The organism is Stieleria tagensis (genome assembly GCF_024129865.1).
GTDB classification, from domain to species: Bacteria; Planctomycetota; Planctomycetia; order Pirellulales; family Pirellulaceae; genus Stieleria; species Stieleria tagensis.
Window position 1 is genome coordinate 1 of sequence record NZ_JAMYFE010000024.1, and the last position, 18,321, is coordinate 18,321.

Sequence of the window (18,321 nt, forward strand, 5' to 3'; positions counted from 1 at the left end):
GTTGAAAAGGCTGTTTAGCGCTGGCTCCAAAAACTCACGCGTCGGGCTCGGAAAATACTAAACCACTAGGCGCGAGCGTCACCTCGATGGTCGAGAGCGACCATCAGTTTACTCAACATTCTCGGCCGGGTTGTCAGCTACACAACCTGCATCGACGTCCCCATCGTCGTTCCTGGAGCTGGCAAATGGCTTTCACCTTCCAAGAACTGATCAATCGCACGGGCGGCACCACGGCCTTCGTTGATCGCCCAGACAACCAGGCTCTGTCCGCGACGACAGTCCCCAGCGGCAAACACCTTGTCGATGTTGGTCGCAAACTGTCCGTGCTCCGCTTTGAAGTTGCTGCGGGGATCGGTTTCCATTCCCAACGCTTCGGGCAGGTATTGTTCAGGCCCTAAGAAGCCCATCGACAGCAAAATCAATTGTGCCGGCCAGACTTTCTCCGAACCCTCACGTTCTTCCATCTGCCACTTTCCGGCGTCGTCTTTGGTCCAACAGACTTCGACGGTCTTGATGCCAGAGAGTTTTCCATCGGCGCCGGTGACAAACTCTTTGCTGAGAATCTGGTATTCACGAGGATCGCGTCCGAATTTTGCTTCCGCCTCTTCGTGACCGTAATCGACACGGAAGATGCGAGGCCATTCCGGCCAGGGGTTGTCGTCGGCACGCTCTTCAGGCGGCTTGGGCAACAATTCGAAATTCACAATGCTGCGGCAACCGTGACGCAAACTTGTTGCGATACAGTCGGTGCCGGTATCACCGCCACCGATCACAATGACATCTTTGCCTTCGGCACTGATGAATCCATCACCGAGTTTTTCGCCGTGTACCGATTGACGCGTGTTGGCGGTCAAAAACTCCATCGCAAAATGCACACCCGGTGCCTCGCGATTGGGGATCGGCAGATCGCGTGCCTTGGTCGCACCACAGGTCAACAACACCGCATCGGATTCTTCAATCAACTGCTGCGGTGCAATGTCTTTGCCGATGTTGGTTCCGGTCACAAACGTCACGCCTTCGGCGGTCATTTTGTCGACACGGCGTTGAACCACGGCTTTGGACAGTTTCATATTGGGGATGCCGTACTGCAACAACCCGCCGATGCGATTGGCACGCTCGTAGACCGTCACGGTGTGTCCGGCTTTATTCAGCTGGTCCGCGGCGGTCATGCCGGCTGGTCCACCACCAACGATTGCAACCGATTTCCCCGTTCGGGTTTCCGGCGGCTCAGGAACAATCCACCCCTCCTCCCAAGCGCGATCAACGATTGCGTTTTCAATGTTCTTGATCGTTACGGCCGGCAGGTTGATGCCCAACACACAAGCACCTTCACAAGGCGCTGGACAAGTTCGACCGGTGAATTCGGGAAAGTTGTTGGTCTTGTGCAACCGCTCGATCGCTTCTTTCCAACGGTTGTTGTAGACCAGGTCGTTCCATTCCGGGATCAAGTTTTGGATCGGGCAACCGGTTGTCGATTGACAGAACGGCACACCACAATCCATACAACGAGCCCCTTGCTCCTGCAATTGATCGACTTTGTGTTCGGTATAGATCTCGTCGTAGTCGTTCAACCGGACGACCGGCAAACGCCATGGCACTTTTTTTCGATCGAACTCTTTGAATCCGGTATTTTTGCCCATCGTTCGTTCTCGCTGTGTGTCGGAAGACGCTTTGTTGGAAAAGACGCCGTGTATTGGAAAAGTTGCGGTTGGTCTTGCGTTCTTAGTTCGCCACTGCGGCGCGTGCCTTTTGTTCTTCGAGCACGCGTTTGTAGTCGACGGGCATCACGCGGACGCACTGCGACAGGAACGTGTCCCAATCATCCAGCGCCTCGGCTGCGACTTCGCTGCCGGTGTATTGCTGATGCCGTAGAATCATCTCTTTGACTTCTGCCTGCTCTTCGGCGTCTTGGATTTTCTCCAGTTCGACCAATGCCAAATTGCAGTGCAAATTGAAATCGCCGGTGCGATCCCAGACGTAGGCGATCCCGCCGGACATGCCGGCTGCAAAGTTTCGTCCGGTTTCACCCAGGATGACCACGCGTCCGCCGGTCATGTATTCACAACCATGGTCGCCGACGCCTTCGACGACGGTTTTGGCACCACTGTTGCGGACACAGAATCGTTCTGCCGCACGACCGCGGAAGAAGGCTTCACCACCGGTCGCACCGTACAGACAGACGTTGCCAACCAGGATGTTGTCCTGCGATTTAAAACTACTTTGTCGAGGCGGATAGACAATGATCCGACCGCCGCTCAGGCCTTTGCCGACATAGTCGTTGGCGTCGCCTTCGAGTTCGATCGTGATGCCGTGTGCCAAAAACGCACCCAGGCTTTGGCCGGCCGATCCGGTCAATTCCAAACGGATGGTGTCATCGGGCAGTCCGGCTTGACCATGGATTTTGGCTACTTCATTGCTGATGATCGTCCCCACCGTACGGTTGATGTTGATGATCGGCGACTGAATGACCACCGGTGTCTTGTTCTCAATCGCCGGTTTTGCTTCCATCAGCAACTTCGTCATGTCCAGCGACTTCTCCAACCCGTGGTCTTGGGCCTGGCTACAGATCACTTTCACCCCGGCGTGTGGCTTGGCGGCCGGTCGCAACACGGCGGTCAAGTCCAGCCCATCGGATTTCCAGTGTTTGATCGCATCATCGGTGTGCAGCACTTCACTGTGCCCGACCATTTCGTCGATCGTGCGGAAGCCCAATTTGGCCATCAACTGCCGAGCCTCTTCCGCCACCATGAACAGGTAGTTGACGACGTGTTCGGGTTTCCCATTGAATTTCGCACGCAGTTCCGGGTCTTGGGTTGCAATCCCGACCGGGCAGGTGTTCAGGTGACACTTACGCATCATGATGCAGCCGAGTGTGATCAGCGGCGCGGTGGAGAACCCGAATTCCTCGGCCCCCAACAAGGCAGCGATCACAACATCGCGACCGGTTTTCAATCCACCATCGGTTTGCAACACCACGCGGCTTCGCAAATCGTTCAACACCAACACCTGATGTGTTTCGGCGATTCCAAGTTCCCAAGGAAGCCCGGCGTGCTTGATGCTGGTCAGCGGCGAAGCGCCGGTACCACCGGTATCCCCAGCGATCAAAATGTGATCGGCGAACGCTTTGGCGACACCGCTGGCGATCACCCCCACACCGACTTCGGAAACCAGTTTGACACTGATCCGCGCCGCTCGGTTGGCGTTCTTCAAATCGTGGATCAACTGCGCCAGGTCTTCGATCGAATAGATGTCGTGGTGTGGCGGAGGACTGATCAATCCCACGCCCGGTGTGCTGTAGCGGATGCGGGCGATCGTTCCATCAACCTTGCGACCCGGCAACTCACCGCCTTCACCGGGCTTGGCACCCTGCGAGACCTTGATTTGGATTTCGTCGGAGTTGGTCAGGTATTCGATCGTGACTCCGAATCGTCCCGATGCGACCTGTTTAATGGCCGATCGCTTCGAATCTCCATTGGCCATTGGCAGGAACCGCTCGGGATCCTCGCCGCCTTCGCCGGTATTGCTTTTGCCGCCCACGCGGTTCATCGCGATTGCCAACGTCTCATGCGATTCGGCACTGATACTGCCGAAACTCATCGCTCCGGTGCAGAATCGTTTGACGATTTCCGTTGCCGGCTGGACTTCCTCGATCGGAATCGAATTGCCAGTGTCTTTGAAATCCAACAGACCTCGCAACGTGCATCGAGAACGATTGTCGAAGTTGATCTTTTGAGAAAACTTCCAGTAGGCGTCTTCGTTGTTGCTGCGCGCAGCGACCTGCAAATTGGCAATCGTCTCCGGTGACCAAGTGTGTTTTTCACCCTCGGCGCGCCAGTGATACTCGCCCAAGTTTGGCAGAGTCGGCTGGGTGTCGGATTCGCGATCTGGATACCCCAGGTCATGCCGCCGCATCGTTTCCTCGGCGATGATGTCGAACGAGACACCTTGGATGCGACTGGCCGTGCCGACAAAGCACTTGTCGATGACTTCGTCTTTCAATCCGAGCGCCTCGAAAATTTGGGCGCCTTTGTAACTTTGCAGCGTGCTGATGCCCATTTTCGCCATCACTTTGAGCATGCCTTTGGCAACACCCTTGCGATAGCCGGCAACGATTTTGTCGTCGTCCAGTGTCGAATCCATCAACCCATCACGCCGGGCTTGCCACAACGCTTCGAAGGCCAGGTAGGGGTTGATGGCGTCGGCACCATATCCGATCAACAAACAGTGATGGTGGACCTCCCGGGCTTCGCCGGTTTCGACGACCATTCCGATCCGGGTCCGTTTCGCTTGTTTGACCAAGTGATGGTGGACCGCACCGGTGGCCAGCAAAGCGCTGACGGGAACGCGATCGGGTCCAATGTTACGGTCGGTCAAGACGACTAACTGAATTCCGGCATCAGCGGCCGCTTCGGCTTCTTGGGAAATACGATCCAAGGTGGATTGCAGCCCGGCCTTGCCTTCGCTGCGATCGAATGTGATGTCGATCACCTTGCTGTGCCAGCCTTCGTAATTGATATGCGAAAGCGCCGCCAATTCCTCGTTGGTCAGGATCGGGTGCTCGACCAGCAACCGGTGGCAGTGCGCCGGCGTGGCATCCAACAGGTTTTGTTCAGGACCGATGTAGCACTCGAGCGACATGATCACCTCCTCGCGGATCGAATCGATCGCAGGGTTGGTGACTTGTGCAAACAGTTGCTTGAAATAGTCATAGATCATCCGCGGCATGTCACTCAAGCATGCCAGGGCGCTGTCGTTCCCCATCGATCCGACCGGGTCACGCAGGTCACGCACCAGCGGACGCAACATGAAATTCATCGTCTCGCTGGTGTAGCCAAACGCTTGCATTCGCGGCAGCAACGTTTCACTGTCGAAACCATGCGGTTCCGCTTCGGGGTGCAAGTCGGCCAAACGGATTCGTTCTTCACGCAACCAGTCGCCATAGGGCATCTTCTTGGCGAACGCCGTCTTCAATTCTTCATCGGGGATCAATCGGCCTTGTTCAAAGTCGATCAGGAACATCTTGCCCGGTTGCAGACGGCCTTTCTCTTTGACGATCGCCGGATCCACTGGCAACACACCGACTTCGCTGGCCATGATCACGCGATCGTCGTGCGTCACGTAATAGCGACTGGGACGCAAACCGTTTCGGTCCAATGTCGCACCAATATACTTGCCGTCGGTAAAGGCGATCGATGCGGGTCCATCCCAAGGCTCCATCATGCACGAGAAATACTCGTAGAAGGCTCGCTTGTCTTCACTCATGGTGTCGTGCTTTTGCCAAGCTTCGGGCACCATCATCATGATGGCCTCCTGCAGCGTGCGGCCGTTCATCAACAGGAACTCCAGCACATTGTCGAAGGTGCCGGAATCGCTGCAGTCGGGTTCGACGACCGGGAACAACTGCTGAAGTTCGTCGCCGAACAATTCACTTTTGGCAACGCCTTCTCGTGCCTTCATCCAGTTGCTGTTGCCGCGCAGCGTATTGATCTCGCCGTTGTGGCTCATGAAACGCAGTGGCTGCGCGCGGTCCCAACTGGGGAACGTGTTGGTCGAAAACCGACTGTGCACCATCGCCAGGTGAGTTTCAAAATCGGGATCGCGGAGGTCGGGATAATACGGCAGGACCTGTGCCGGTGTGAGCATCCCTTTGTAAATGATGACTTTGGTGCTCAGCGAACAGATGTAGAACATCAGCGCCTGACGCAGCGTCTTGCTGCCTCGCAACATGTGGCTGGCACGCTTGCGAATCACGTACAGTTCACGCTCAAACGCATCGCCTTCTAAACCGTCAGCGGCACCAACGAACAATTGTTCGATCACCGGTTCGGCGGCGCGGGCGGTCGGACCGACGTCGGCCAAATCGGTGGCTTGCGGGACGTCGCGCCAGCCATACAGGACTTGTCCACGCTCGGCGATCAACGTTTCGATCGTTTGTTTGCACTCGGCACGCTCGGCGTCGTCCTGAGGCAAGAACACCAAACCAGCGGAGTAACGACCGGCTTCCGGCAGATCAACGCCCAAGTCGGCTTTGGCAACCTTGGCCAGGAATTTGTGCGGCAGCCCGCACATCATTCCACAACCGTCACCGGTGTTCGGTTCACAACCACAGGCACCGCGGTGATCCATCGCCCGCAGGATCTCGTCCGCGTCGATCACATTTTGATGACTCGGTACGCCCTTGATATGCGCGATGAAACCGACACCACAAGAATCTTTTTCATGCTTCGGGTCATACAAGCCTTGCGCGGGCGGAAGGTGGATCAGATTTTCACGCGTCTGAGTTTTGCTTGTTGATGTCATAGGTTCTTGCGGAGTCAGTGTACGATCAGTTGGTTTGTTGCATCGTCGGCCAAGTGGCTGGCGGGCGGTTTGTGCGACTGCGATTGTGGGGCGGACCCCTTAGGCGACAACGGATGTTCCGTTGTCAACTGCCGCGTCAGGAGGCGGCGATTTGCGGGCTCCCCTACTGCGTTTTTCACGGTCCGGTGCGAGCGGACGACCTAGCAGTAACGACCCAAACTCGTCTCCCGCGCGACTCGGTTGCCCCGAGCGTCGGAAGACAATTCCCAAAGGACGAGTCATGCTGAGCGAGCGACAGGCGACCACGCGTAGCGCACCTGTCGCAGTTTCTCGGCGAACTGCGGCTTCCGGTAAAAATCCCGCGCTCTCGTTCGCCTGAATAGCACGGACGATGGAGTCCGCATTGTCAAATTCGATTCGGAAGTCCACTTTGATACCAAAACGCTTCAGTTCGGTGTCAATCATGTGGCGTAACTGCAGGCTTTTTTCAAAGCCGACCATCTCAATGCCGTCTAAATCCGCCAAATCGGCTTCGTTTCGCGCCGCAAGGCGATGGTTCGCCGAACAAACCAGCCGCATCGGCTCTTTTTGCCACGGCACCGCGATGATCTGTTTGGTCGATTTGGGAAAACTGACCAATCCAATCTCGGCTCGGCCGTTGATCACGTCATCAATCACCGCTTCGTTGCGGCCATACCCCACGCGGACATCCACTTCCGGATACAGACGCGAAAATTCCTCGTTAGCATCCGGCAGATAGCTCAGGCCCACCGAATAAATCGAGGCCACATGGAGCGGCCCTCGCAGCGAACGACTGGCCGTGATCACCTCGTCTTCCAAGCAGTGATACTTGGACAAGATCTCGGTCAGCCCTCGATGATAGGTCTGTCCGGCGGACGTCAACGACAACGGGCGACTGGAGCGATCAATCAACTTCACACCCAAAATTTCCTCTAAGTGCAAGATCGCTTGGCTGACCGCACTTTGTGTTACGCCCCGTGCATCCGCTGCTTTTGAAAAGCTGCGTAGCTGTGCGACGTCACAGAAAATTTCAAGTGTCCGTAGTTGCAATCCAAATCTCACCATTAGCCGTTACTAATACTGATAGCCCGAACTGTTCGAGCAGCTAATGGGAAGTTAAATCGGTTCGGCTGAAACGTCAAGTCTCGCAACCCGGTGCACCCTAGCCAGCGAGACTAGGGAGGATGGATCACCGTTAAAGAGCATGTATGTACAGACGCTCTCTATTTGACCGCGAATCACTCACCGCCGGTGCGAAACCGCTGCGGCAGCGTGAACGAATAAATCACCACCAGCGCGCCGACGCTGAGCACCAACCAGGGGAACCATTCTTTCGGCTGCCAGTTGATGGTGGTCTGTCCCGTGACCGTAGACGGGTCCAAGAATTCGGCGGCCGTCGAACCACGCGCCGAGTAAAACGTTGCGCTGTGAATGAACAGCGATTCAAAGCCAACGATGATCGCCATGATGCCTACAGCGATGAAGAAGGATCGCCACATCGGTATGGGTCTCCGATTAGAAAGGGGGGGAGGAGGAGGTGTGGTGCCAGAAATTGCATCGGCACCCGCAATGCTAGCAAGTGAAGCATTTACCACTCGGCTGCACAGGCGTCATTTCCGCGCCCAGCGGAATGCTGCTCCCCAGCTGGCCCGGTGAAACCTGGCGCAACATTTTCCCCAGTAGGCCAGGTGAAACCTGGCGCAAGATTCTCCCCAGTAGGCCAGGTGAAACCTGGCGGCAGCGTCTACGGTCAAATTCGAAAGACTTGAGCCGCTCCAGGTTGCACCTGGCCTACTTCTGCGCAGATTTGAATTCTTCCAATTGGCGAATCATTGGCAAAGAAAACGGTTCCAGCCGCAGCGCTTCTTGTTGGGTAACAATTGCTTCGTCAACTTGCCCGAGCGCAAAATAACAGCGTGCGCATGTATCCAGACGTGCCGAGCGGGAGACCGGATCATCCGTACCGGCCATGGCGACCGATTCCAAGGCGGATTTGAGCGCGCGATCAAAGTCACCTTCGGTGTTAGCGACCAGCCAGGCATAGTGATTCAACGAATCGCCCAGTTCGGCTTCGAACTGCGAGGCTAATTCGGCGGGGATGATCTTTCGCTTGGCTTTGAGCTGCATGATTGTCCGCCACAAATTGTCACAGTTTTGAGTGATCTGTTTGACGACCGTGTTTTTCCAATCCGGATCACTGGGATCATCGACTCGATACATTTTGATCAGGATGTCGATATTTTTGTTGTCCAGTTCATACGCCCGCTTGAGCAACATTTTGACTTTGTCGATGTCCGCTGCTGCGGTCTGCTGGTCATCCAGAAGCGCGAGTGCGGATTCGAAATGGTGCAAGCTGCTGATTTGATTCAGACTGCTCAGTCCGTTGCTCATTCGAGCCTGGTAGAGGCGATCTTTTTTGGCTCGGTCGACGATCGGATCCAGCACTGCGGTGGCTTCTTGATGACGAAGTTGTTCGCCGTACATCATCGCCAGGTCGCGTCGTACGATCACCCCGATGATCGATTCGATGCCACAGCGTTCGATCACCGTGGTCAATTCTCGTTCGGCCCAATCAAATCTGCCGCGGCGTTTCAGCATCGTGGCGACTTGAAAGTGCGAGTAGGCGATTTCCTCGGTTTTTTGATCCGTGACGGGATTTGCCTGCGGTTGCCCGTCGGCTCCGTCAGGCGTTTCCTCATCGTCGCTAGGCTGAATTTCTGGCAACGGGTTGATTTGCAGGGCGTCGGTCGCGAGCTGCTGTCCGACCACCGCATCCCCGGACTCATCGAACGCTTGCGCGGCCGAGTACAGCAATTCGGCGTTTTCATGAAAGGCATGCGTGTTCCGCTCGAACAACGAAATCACGATCGGAAACAGCCCGTGCCGGATCGCCCAGGCGGAATGCTCTGCCAAATCGAGAGCGGTCGGCGCGACCAGATCAATGTGTTCGCTAACCAGTTCAATCGCTGGCTGGCGCGACTGTTCGGCGATCGCGCGGGTTGCCAAGACACGAATCAGTTGGATGACCGAATCCGAGGTGATGCTTGCGCTCTCACCGGAGTCGACTTTGTGGCGTTGCTGGCGGACCAATTCTCTCCATTGCTCCGCAGAATAGCTGCCTGCGCGCAAGTCATTCGCATAGGCCAGCAACCATTTCCCTGCATCGCGATCACTTTCTCCGATGATCGATTCAATTTGCTCAGCAAGTTGAGTGCGTGCAGCGGGGTCAGCGGGAAGCGGTTGTTTGAGCACGAGCATTGCGGCGCGACGATTGAGCAACGGTTTGTCGTCAAATTCTGCGAGTCGAGCCAACGCGGGGACACCCATTTGCCCCCGCAACTGGCCCAGTAATTCGATCCGCCCTAACCGCTCGGTTTCCGATTGCGCCCCATATTCCTGCAGGATTTCGCGCACTTCCTTGGGGTCATATTCTTTGGACCAGCTGACCTGCAGACTCCGCATCAAATAGCGTGCGGCGGCCAGGATCTCACTATCAGTATGAAATTGAGCCTCACGAAGCGCACCGAACGCCTCCAACCCATAGCCTTTCAACAAATTCCGTGCTCGGACCCGGGTGGCGTAACTATCGCTCCCTAGTTTTTCGATCAGTTCGGCGATGATTTGGTCCGTCGACTGATCACCGGCACCAGCCCCCGCGGCCTGCTTGTCAGTGGCCGTTCGATTCCCCGGGTCATCCGCAACCGCCACTTGGCTCCCCGACTGACATGCCAAAACGGCCAGTCCGAGACAAAAGGCGACGACTCGCTGGAAATCGATTCGCACAAGATTTGTCATGTTCACGTCCATCTGAAGACCACACGCGCAGTTGATTACCGGGCTTCATTCTATCGACCAGCGTGATTTTGTGCAGCTCAATCATCCCCCGGGGACAGACCCCAACACACCCGGGGACAGACCCCAACACACCCGGGGACAGACCCCAACACACCCGGGGACAGACCCCAACACACCCGGGGACAGACCCCAACGCACCCGGGGACAGTCCCCGATGCAGGCGGCAGTTCATTTGCCAAGATTGGGGCGGCTGAATCGAAGTTCCCAGGCGGGCCGAAAACCGGTACCATCCCGCCGAGCCGATTGTCGTAATTCCGCTGAACAAAATTGACCGTGAATGTCGCAAAAATCCAGTAAACCGACGGAACAGCCCAAGAAGTCCGGTGCAAAAAAGCCCGCTTCGGATGCGAACCGGCCTGACAATCGGACTCGTGAACAGAAATTTGGCGATTCGATCCGTACGGCTGCCCAGCGCGAGACGGTCGAAGCGTTCGTGGTTGCATTTGTGCTGGCGCTACTGTTTCGCGCTTTTGTGGCCGAAGCGTTTGTGATCCCAACCGGATCAATGGCACCCACCTTAATGGGTGCCCACAAAGACCTGTTTTGCCAGCAATGCGACCACCGCTTTCAAGTCGGCGCCAGCATCGAACGGCGGGGGCCGATCCAAGACGACACCGTTGTCGGCGGGGTATGTCCGAATTGCCATTATCTGAACAACTTGGACTTGGCCGGCAACAGCAACGACGCGACTTTTAACGGCGACCGGATTCTGGTCAGCAAATTTGCCTACACGCTTAGCGAGCCAGAACGCTGGGACGTGATCGTATTTAAGTTTCCGGGGAATCCCAAACAGAACTACATCAAACGTCTCGTCGGACTGCCGAACGAAACGCTGTCCATCCAATACGGCGACGTCTATGTGACGCCCGACGACGGATCGGCCGATGACACGATGTTGCGAAAGCCGGCCGACAAAATGCTGGCGATGCGGCACCCTGTCTACCAGACCGACCAGCAATCAGAGTTGTTGGCCAAATCCGGGTACCCTACCCGTTTGCAACCCTGGCGTGAAAACAGTTCGTCCCCGCCAACGGATTCGTGGCAAATCGAGCGCAACAGCGACGGTGTGGTGGCCAAGCTGGACGCGAAAGACAGCGCGGCCCCGAATTGGTTGCGATACTTTCATCGTTGGCCCGATCAAACGCAGTGGGAGACCGCACAAGCCGGCGGATCGCTGGCTGATATCGATCCCTATAGCAGCCGGCTGGTCTCGGATTTCTACGCATACGATTGCTACGTCACCGTCCGAAGCAGTGAGATTTATCAATCGGCGCCTCAAAATGCACGGATGTCGCGCACTGCCGGGTTCAATCCCAGCTACGAATCTGGCGGTCCCATTTCACAGTTCGATGGAAACGCGCGGTTCGGTCAACGCGGCAATGCCGATTACGGCCTGCACTGGGTCGGCGACTTGATGGTGGAGTCCGATCTGAGCGTCGACAGTGAGTGCAAAGAGGTAACGCTAGAGATTGTTGAGGCTGGTGTGCAGTACCAATGCCAGATCGACTTGGCGAGCGGCGCGGCTCAGTTAAGCATTCTGGACGGGGACAAGACGTTAGCATTTGACGGCGACCAGACCTCGGTCAAAGCAACGACATCCGTCCGCGCGGGCGATTCGTTTTCCGTTCGCTTTAGCAACTTTGATGATCAACTCTCGCTATGGATCAACGACAGTTTGGTCGATTTTGAAGGCCCAACGACATTCGATTCCCGCAAATTTCGCACGCCCGAAACCAACTACCCCCATTACTCAGGTAGCGGGCATCCGTTGGACGCCGCTCCGATCGGTATCGCTGTCACTGGCGGCGCGGCCACCATCAATCGCGTCAAACTTGATCGTGACAAGTACTACATTGCAACCGACGACAGCTCGTTCGGGATCTTTGACTATGACATGAACGAACTGTGGGCCGTGTCCAATCGCAACGTCAGCTTCCGAGAAATCCAATCGGTGATGCAACAACCAGAATTGTGGGCGGAGTTCCCGATCTGGCAAACACGCCGCAAAGTCTCGTTTCAGTTGGATGAAAACCAGTTTTTCCCGATGGGCGACAACAGTCCGGAAAGTCTGGACGCCCGCTGTTGGGCGGGCACCAAACGAGGTGCACGACTGCCGGATCGCTTTCATGAGGAGGCGTATGCGTTTGCCGACGCATCGTACGTGCCGCGTGACCTGCTGGTCGGCAAAGCACTGTTGGTGTTCTGGCCACATCCCTGGAACACACCGGTTCCTTTCACCCCCAATTTCGATCGCTTTCGATTGATTCGATAACGCAACCCTCTGGAAAAGGATTTCTGCTGCAATGAATAGGATCAACGACGACGCGACGCCGATTCTGGACGCGATCGATTTGCAGAAAACATATGGCCGCCGACGTGTTGTCGGTGGAGTCAACTTGCGCGTTGGCAAGGCCGAAATCGTTGGCCTGTTGGGTCCCAATGGTGCCGGCAAGTCAACCAGTTTTCGAATGATCTGCGGGATGATCCAACCCGACCGAGGCCGGGTCTATTTGGATGGCCGCGACGTGACCGATTGGCCGATGTTCCGCCGCGCACGCGAAGGACACATGGGCTACCTGCCACAAGAACCCAGCGTGTTCAAAAAGCTAACCGTGGAGCAAAATATCTCGGCGCTGTTGGAATTGTTGGGCATGGATCGCAAGCAACGTAAGCAACGAACACAAGAGCTGCTTGAAGAATTCAACATCACTCACATTCGCAAAAGCAAGGCCGCCGGGCTAAGCGGTGGTGAGCGGCGTCGATTAGAAATCGCCCGCTGCTTGGTATCCGATCCGACCATTGTGATGTTGGACGAACCGTTCGCAGGCATCGACCCGGTGACGGTTCAATCCATTCAAGGCGTGATCACGCAACTGCGCGACTCTGGGATCAGTGTTCTGATCACCGACCACGCGGCCCGCGAAATCCTAGGGACTGTGGATCGCTGTTACGTCATCTACCAAGGCCAAGTGTTGATCGACGGAACACCGGATGAAGTCAAACAACACCCCAAAGTACGTGAAGAATACTTGGGCGATTTGGATGGCGCCACACGCTCACGGGCGGTGGCGATGCCGGCCGAAATGCCGGTGCAAATGCCCGGCGGTGACGCATTGCAAATCCACCCGGCCCAACAAGACCCCGGCCTCCCCCAACCTCACTTCCGCACTCGCGCGGCGCCGCGTCGACGTCAAGTCACCGATATCTAAAACGCTGTTGGGACGCAGCGGTTGCTCCGTGAAGTGCCCGTTTTCAAATTGCACTCGACTGCAACCTCAAACTGCGATCAATCACGTCAACTCTGCCAAGCCAATTCGCTGATGTCCAAACCTGGGCAGAGTGATTTGAGTTGCGCAGCATTGCTGGAACTCGATTCGTCCCCCTTGGGGCCGGCCGCAGTCAGCACCAAGCGGGACACACCGGCCGCCTGTAATTCTGCGGCGCGGCAGGTCGCAATCACATCGTGAATCACCCCCAATCGATTCGCAGCGACCAAGACAAGTTCGGCGTCATCGAGTTGCAGAAACAGGTCAAGATTTAAAAACCCCTCCGCCAGTGGACTGAACAGGCCGCCGGCGCCTTCGACGATCAGCGTTTCGCAATGCCCCCGCCAACGCTGCAGACCTGACAACAACAATGCTCGATCCACGGTCTTTCCTTCACGGCGGGCCGCTTCATCGGGTGCCAGCGCGGCCTGGAAACGCTGTGGGCAAACCGCGTCCAAATCCAGCGGTTTTCCTGCGGCACGCCACAACAATTCAGCATCGTTTGACACCAGCGGCGGTGGCGAATCAACAAAATTCACTTGGCCAGAAGATTCACCTCGGATACAACCACTTGCGACCGGCTTGTAAACTCCCACACGGATTCCAGCACGCAACTCTCGCGCGGCCAGCATTGATGCCACGTAGGTTTTTCCGACTTCGGTGCCGGTTCCTGTGACAAAGATGACTTTCAAAACAAACACTCCCTATCGAGAATCAATCGTATCGTGATCAGCCGAAATGTTCGACTCGCACTGTTACAGATGTCCTATTCCGGATCACGAGATCGGATGTTGGACGATGTCGAATCGATGATCGTAGAAGCGGTCAGCGAGTCGGCACAGGTTATCTGCTTACAAGAACTGTTCGCGAGCCCCTACCCCTGCCAAAGTGAAGACCACCGAAACTTTGATTTTGCCGAACCGATCGACGGGCCGTCGGTCCAGCGGATGCAAAAGTTAGCGGCTGAACATGCCGTCGTGATCGTGGTGCCCATCTTTGAACAACGTGCCCCGGGGGTGTATCACAATACAGCCGTGGTGGTCGATGCCGACGGCAGTGTCGCCGGTGTTTACCGAAAGATGCACATTCCGGACGATCCGCTATTTTACGAAAAGTTCTACTTTGCCCCCGGCGATCTAGGATTCAAACCGGTCACCACCCGCTACGCAAAATTGGGCGTCGGGGTGTGCTGGGACCAATGGTTCCCCGAAGCAGCACGCTTGTTCTCATTGGCCGGAGCAGAAATTTTGCTGTACCCGACTGCGATCGGTTGGATCCATAGCGAAAAAGAAGAATTCGGTGCCGGTCAACAAGACGCCTGGCAAACCGCGATGCGGGCTCACGCAATCGCCAACGGCGTTTGGCTGGGAGCCCCCAACCGTGTCGGGATCGAAGGCGAAATCGAATTCTGGGGAAGTTCCTTCGTCGCTTCACCACGTGGCGAAGTGGTCGGCAAAGCCGGTCACAGCGGCGATCACCTGTTGTGTGTGGATTGCAGCCTGGGCGAAATCGATTTGGTTCGAACCCACTGGCCATTCCTGCGAGACCGCCGAATCGACGCCTACCAAGGGCTGTTGAAACGTTGGATCGATTGACCACATGTGTCGCGGATCCTGTCAGACTATGGCGGCTATGACATTTATCACGCAAAAAACAAAGCTGATCGACTGCGACCGCCAGATCCAAGTTGCTGCGGAGCCTGTCTATCGGGAACTGTTATTGGTCGAAGGCGACTCGGCATCCCAGTCGGTTGCACGCGTGCGAAATTCGCAGTTTCAAGCGGTCTTGCCGATGCAGGGCAAACCGATGAACGCCACGAAAGCAACCGATCGAGCGGTCCGCAAGAATCAGTGGTTCGGTGCTCTGATTGATGCCTTGGGCGTCGGCTGGCATGCGGAAGACATGGCACAGTTGCGATACGACCGTGTGCTGTTTTTGTTTGATCCTGATGCAGACGGAATTCATTGTGGCGCGCTGATGCTGATGTTCTTTGATGACTACCTGCGCCCGTTACTCGATGCCCATCGTGTCTCGTTGATCAAATCACCTTTGTTTGAAATTCGTGCGGCGGGTTATGCCGATTGCCTACACGCCTATAGCGAGGAACACCTTCAACGGATTCGCTCGGCACTGGATGTCAAACAGATCCAGCATTCTCATCATCGATACCGTGGTCTGGCGAGTCTGAATGCCAACGTGCTACGTGAGACCTGCATTGATCCCGATTCCCGGACCGCCTACCTACTGCAACACCGCGACGCCCTGACCGCAAAAGCGATCTTCGGACGCAAAATTTGAACTGTCGCTTTTGCCAGAGCCTTCGGTTTCTCCTCGACCCGTCAACCCACCCGGTTTCACCTGGCCGACGGGTTGTGGTTATGATGTCGCCGTCAACACTTCCTGCCACGGTTTCCAATCCGATGATTCTGCGCTGGACGATCGGCTGCATCGCCGGCCTATTGATAATCGCGGTCACATCCCCCTGTTTTGTGCGCAGCTACACGCCACGCGTCGTGCAGCCGCAACGCAACGCCCTGACGTTGCAGCCTGGCGCGGAATATCGCTGGCGCAGCGAAGGCTATGCGAACACCCAGATCGGGCCGCTCGGTATGCCCGGCGCTTCGCCGCCATTGCCGCTCAATCCGTCCACCGTCCATCTGGCGCTATGGGGTGATTCACAGGCCGAAGGCGTTTGTGTTGCCGATGACCAAAAGATTGCTGCACAAACACATCATCTTTCGGCCGAACGCATCGACGTGCTGCCCTTCGCTCGCAGCGGTGATGACTGCAACGATTGGCTGCCACAAATCACTTCGCTACAGCGATCATCGATCAAACTCGATGCACATGTTTTCTTACTGGTGGAATGGTCCGATTGGTGCCAGCCGGTGCGCCAACCTTCCTCGATCACTGATCAGCAATTCGATTGGGTCGCGGAGCAACTGCCGGCGTTTTTAATCCAAGCGACTCGGAATGTATTGACGACAGGCACGGACAATCAATTTCGTCGACTACGATTTCGCCCCGGGCCGATCACTAGCAATTCTTCAGCAACCGCTGTGGCACCAGCCGCTGTCACAGAGCAACCGGATCAATGGACGTCGCGTGTCGCGATGCTAGCGGTTCAACTGGCGCGACTGAAACATCAGACCCGTTTGCCCTGCATTTTTCTCTACGCGCCGCTATCGCCCGCCATCATCAACGGTGACATCCTGTGGGATGACCCCGATGATGACTTGTTCCAAGCCATGCAATCGATCGCGGCAGAACTGGGGTTTGATGTCGTCGATTTGCGACACCAGATGCAGCAGAGCGTGCGAACGGGAAAACAATGGCCGCGTGGATTTCACAATGGCCAGTTTGGTGTCGGCCACTACAACGCAGTGGGCTACCGAATCATCTCCGCAGCCCTCGCTGCACACCCGCGTCTTGACGCTTTGCCGCTGACTTCTACCGCGAATACCGTTACGGCGGAGCGTTAGACAGCGATGCAATTCACTCAGATTGAATTTTTGTTGTTTCTGGCGTTGGTGCTGACCATCGCCTGGCAGTGTCGGCAACGGCATTCGCGCAACCTAGTGCTGTTGTTGGCCAGCTACTACTTTTACTCATACTGGGACTATCGATTTTGCGGGCTGCTGTTGTTCTCTACCGCAGTTGATTTTGTGGTGGCCAAAAAGATTCAAACCACGCCCGCCCGGCGTTCCAAGCGGTGCTGGCTGGTTGTTAGCCTCTCTTCGAATCTGGGAGTGCTGGGATTTTTCAAGTACTTCAATTTCTTTATTGAGTCCGCAGCGCCGTTGGTTCAATCGTTGGGTTGGAATCCCGGAACACTGGACATTATCCTGCCAGTCGGGATCTCGTTTTACACGTTCCAAACGCTTAGCTACACGATTGATGTGTATCGTGGCAAAATCGACGCCACCGATTCGCTGCTCGATTTTGCGCTGTACGTAGCGTTCTTTCCGCAATTGGTTGCCGGACCGATCGTACGAGCGTCGGAGTTGTTGCCGCAACTCTCTGGCAATGTTCCCCACTGGTCGTCGCGCCGGTTTTACGGCGGCTTTCAAATGGTGCTGCGTGGACTGGTAAAAAAAGTTCTCTTGGCGGACCGCTTGGGCGAGATGGTCGACGTCGTGTTTGCCGGTCCAGAACTTTACGATGGCTGGACCGTCTGGTTAGCGGTGATCGGCTATGCCGGCCAGATCTACTATGATTTCTCGGGCTACAGTGATATCGCGATCGGGATCGCCAAGATGCTGGGCTTTCGATTCCCAGTGAACTTTCGGCATCCGTATTTGGCTGGCAGCGTGACGGAGTTTTGGCGGCGTTGGCACATGACGTTATCACGTTGGCTGCGCGACTATCTGTACATTCCACTGGGTGGTAGCCGGCACGGCTCGATGCGTACGGCGATCAATTTGATCATCACGATGCTGCTAGGTGGATTGTGGCACGGTGCGGCTTGGACGTTTGTTCTGTGGGGATTGTGGCACGGAGTCGCGTTGGTGGTCGAACGTTGGCTGCGCTCACTCAGCGGACGTGCGAGTCCCTTTTGCCTCGGTCACTTGTCAACACTGGCGGTCGTTGGCGTGGGATGGGTGCTATTTCGTTGCGATTCACTTCAGGACTGCTGGCTGGTGGTTCAACAGCTGGTTTTCTGGTCGCCCGGAATCGGCTGGTACCCTCCGCTGGCGATCGCTGCCGTCGGCTGCATGGTGGCCGATCACATTGCCTGGTCAACGAGACTGCGACGCGTGATGCGGCTACGATTCGATCGCTGGTATGCCCCCGTCGTGACCACCATCATGATCGCCTGTTTGATCTTGTATGCCCCACGCGGTTTCGCACCGTTCGTTTACTTTCAGTTTTGATTGTG

12 protein-coding genes are annotated in these 18,321 nt (G+C 56.1%); 6 read left to right on the plus strand and 6 right to left on the minus strand.

Annotation, left to right across the window (positions count from 1 at the left end; genetic code table 11):
- Nucleotides 1-137 precede the first annotated feature (137 nt).
- From NHH03_RS04240 to NHH03_RS04260, 5 genes are all read right to left on the minus strand, one after another.
- Entirely contained in the window at nucleotides 138-1,640 is a 1,503-nt protein-coding gene (locus NHH03_RS04240) for a glutamate synthase subunit beta (RefSeq protein ID WP_253154503.1), read from the minus strand.
- An 82-nt stretch (nucleotides 1,641-1,722) separates the two neighbouring features.
- Entirely contained in the window at nucleotides 1,723-6,300 is a 4,578-nt protein-coding gene (gltB, locus tag NHH03_RS04245) for a glutamate synthase large subunit (RefSeq protein ID WP_253154504.1), read from the minus strand.
- 99 nt (nucleotides 6,301-6,399) lie between these two features.
- Nucleotides 6,400-7,386 carry a LysR family transcriptional regulator gene (locus NHH03_RS04250; protein WP_253154505.1) on the minus strand — a complete coding sequence of 329 codons (987 nt, stop codon included), beginning with the start codon at nucleotides 7,384-7,386 and terminating at the stop codon, nucleotides 6,400-6,402.
- A gap of 173 nt (nucleotides 7,387-7,559) precedes the next feature.
- Nucleotides 7,560-7,820: a hypothetical protein gene (locus tag NHH03_RS04255; RefSeq protein ID WP_253154506.1), complete on the minus strand. Its 261-nt coding sequence runs from the start codon at nucleotides 7,818-7,820 to the stop codon at nucleotides 7,560-7,562.
- A 292-nt stretch (nucleotides 7,821-8,112) separates the two neighbouring features.
- Nucleotides 8,113-10,116: a hypothetical protein gene (locus NHH03_RS04260; RefSeq protein WP_253154507.1), complete on the minus strand. Its 2,004-nt coding sequence runs from the start codon at nucleotides 10,114-10,116 to the stop codon at nucleotides 8,113-8,115.
- Between the two features lie 337 nt (nucleotides 10,117-10,453).
- Here NHH03_RS04260 and lepB point away from each other — a divergent pair, with 337 nt between their 5' ends.
- Nucleotides 10,454-12,448 (plus strand): signal peptidase I, encoded by a 1,995-nt coding sequence (gene lepB / locus NHH03_RS04265; RefSeq protein ID WP_253154508.1) that lies wholly within the window; start codon nucleotides 10,454-10,456, stop codon nucleotides 12,446-12,448.
- Nucleotides 12,449-12,479: 31 nt separating this feature from the next.
- Nucleotides 12,480-13,385, plus strand: coding sequence for an LPS export ABC transporter ATP-binding protein (gene lptB / locus NHH03_RS04270; protein ID WP_253154509.1), 906 nt, complete (start codon nucleotides 12,480-12,482; stop codon nucleotides 13,383-13,385).
- A gap of 86 nt (nucleotides 13,386-13,471) precedes the next feature.
- Here the strand turns inward: lptB and bioD are convergent, their stop codons facing one another.
- Nucleotides 13,472-14,143: a dethiobiotin synthase gene (bioD, locus tag NHH03_RS04275; RefSeq protein WP_253154510.1), complete on the minus strand. Its 672-nt coding sequence runs from the start codon at nucleotides 14,141-14,143 to the stop codon at nucleotides 13,472-13,474.
- A 27-nt stretch (nucleotides 14,144-14,170) separates the two neighbouring features.
- Here bioD and NHH03_RS04280 point away from each other — a divergent pair, with 27 nt between their 5' ends.
- The 4 genes from NHH03_RS04280 (at nucleotide 14,171) to NHH03_RS04295 (ending at nucleotide 18,316) form a co-directional block, all read left to right on the plus strand.
- Complete coding sequence (locus NHH03_RS04280) at nucleotides 14,171-15,037, plus strand: carbon-nitrogen hydrolase (protein ID WP_390895494.1); 867 nt, start codon at nucleotides 14,171-14,173, stop codon at nucleotides 15,035-15,037.
- A 37-nt stretch (nucleotides 15,038-15,074) separates the two neighbouring features.
- Nucleotides 15,075-15,740, plus strand: coding sequence for a toprim domain-containing protein (locus NHH03_RS04285; RefSeq protein ID WP_253154512.1), 666 nt, complete (start codon nucleotides 15,075-15,077; stop codon nucleotides 15,738-15,740).
- 80 nt (nucleotides 15,741-15,820) lie between these two features.
- Nucleotides 15,821-16,924, plus strand: coding sequence for a hypothetical protein (locus NHH03_RS04290; protein WP_253154513.1), 1,104 nt, complete (start codon nucleotides 15,821-15,823; stop codon nucleotides 16,922-16,924).
- 6 nt (nucleotides 16,925-16,930) lie between these two features.
- Nucleotides 16,931-18,316 (plus strand): MBOAT family O-acyltransferase, encoded by a 1,386-nt coding sequence (locus NHH03_RS04295; RefSeq protein ID WP_253154514.1) that lies wholly within the window; start codon nucleotides 16,931-16,933, stop codon nucleotides 18,314-18,316.
- Nucleotides 18,317-18,321: the final 5 nt, after the last annotated feature.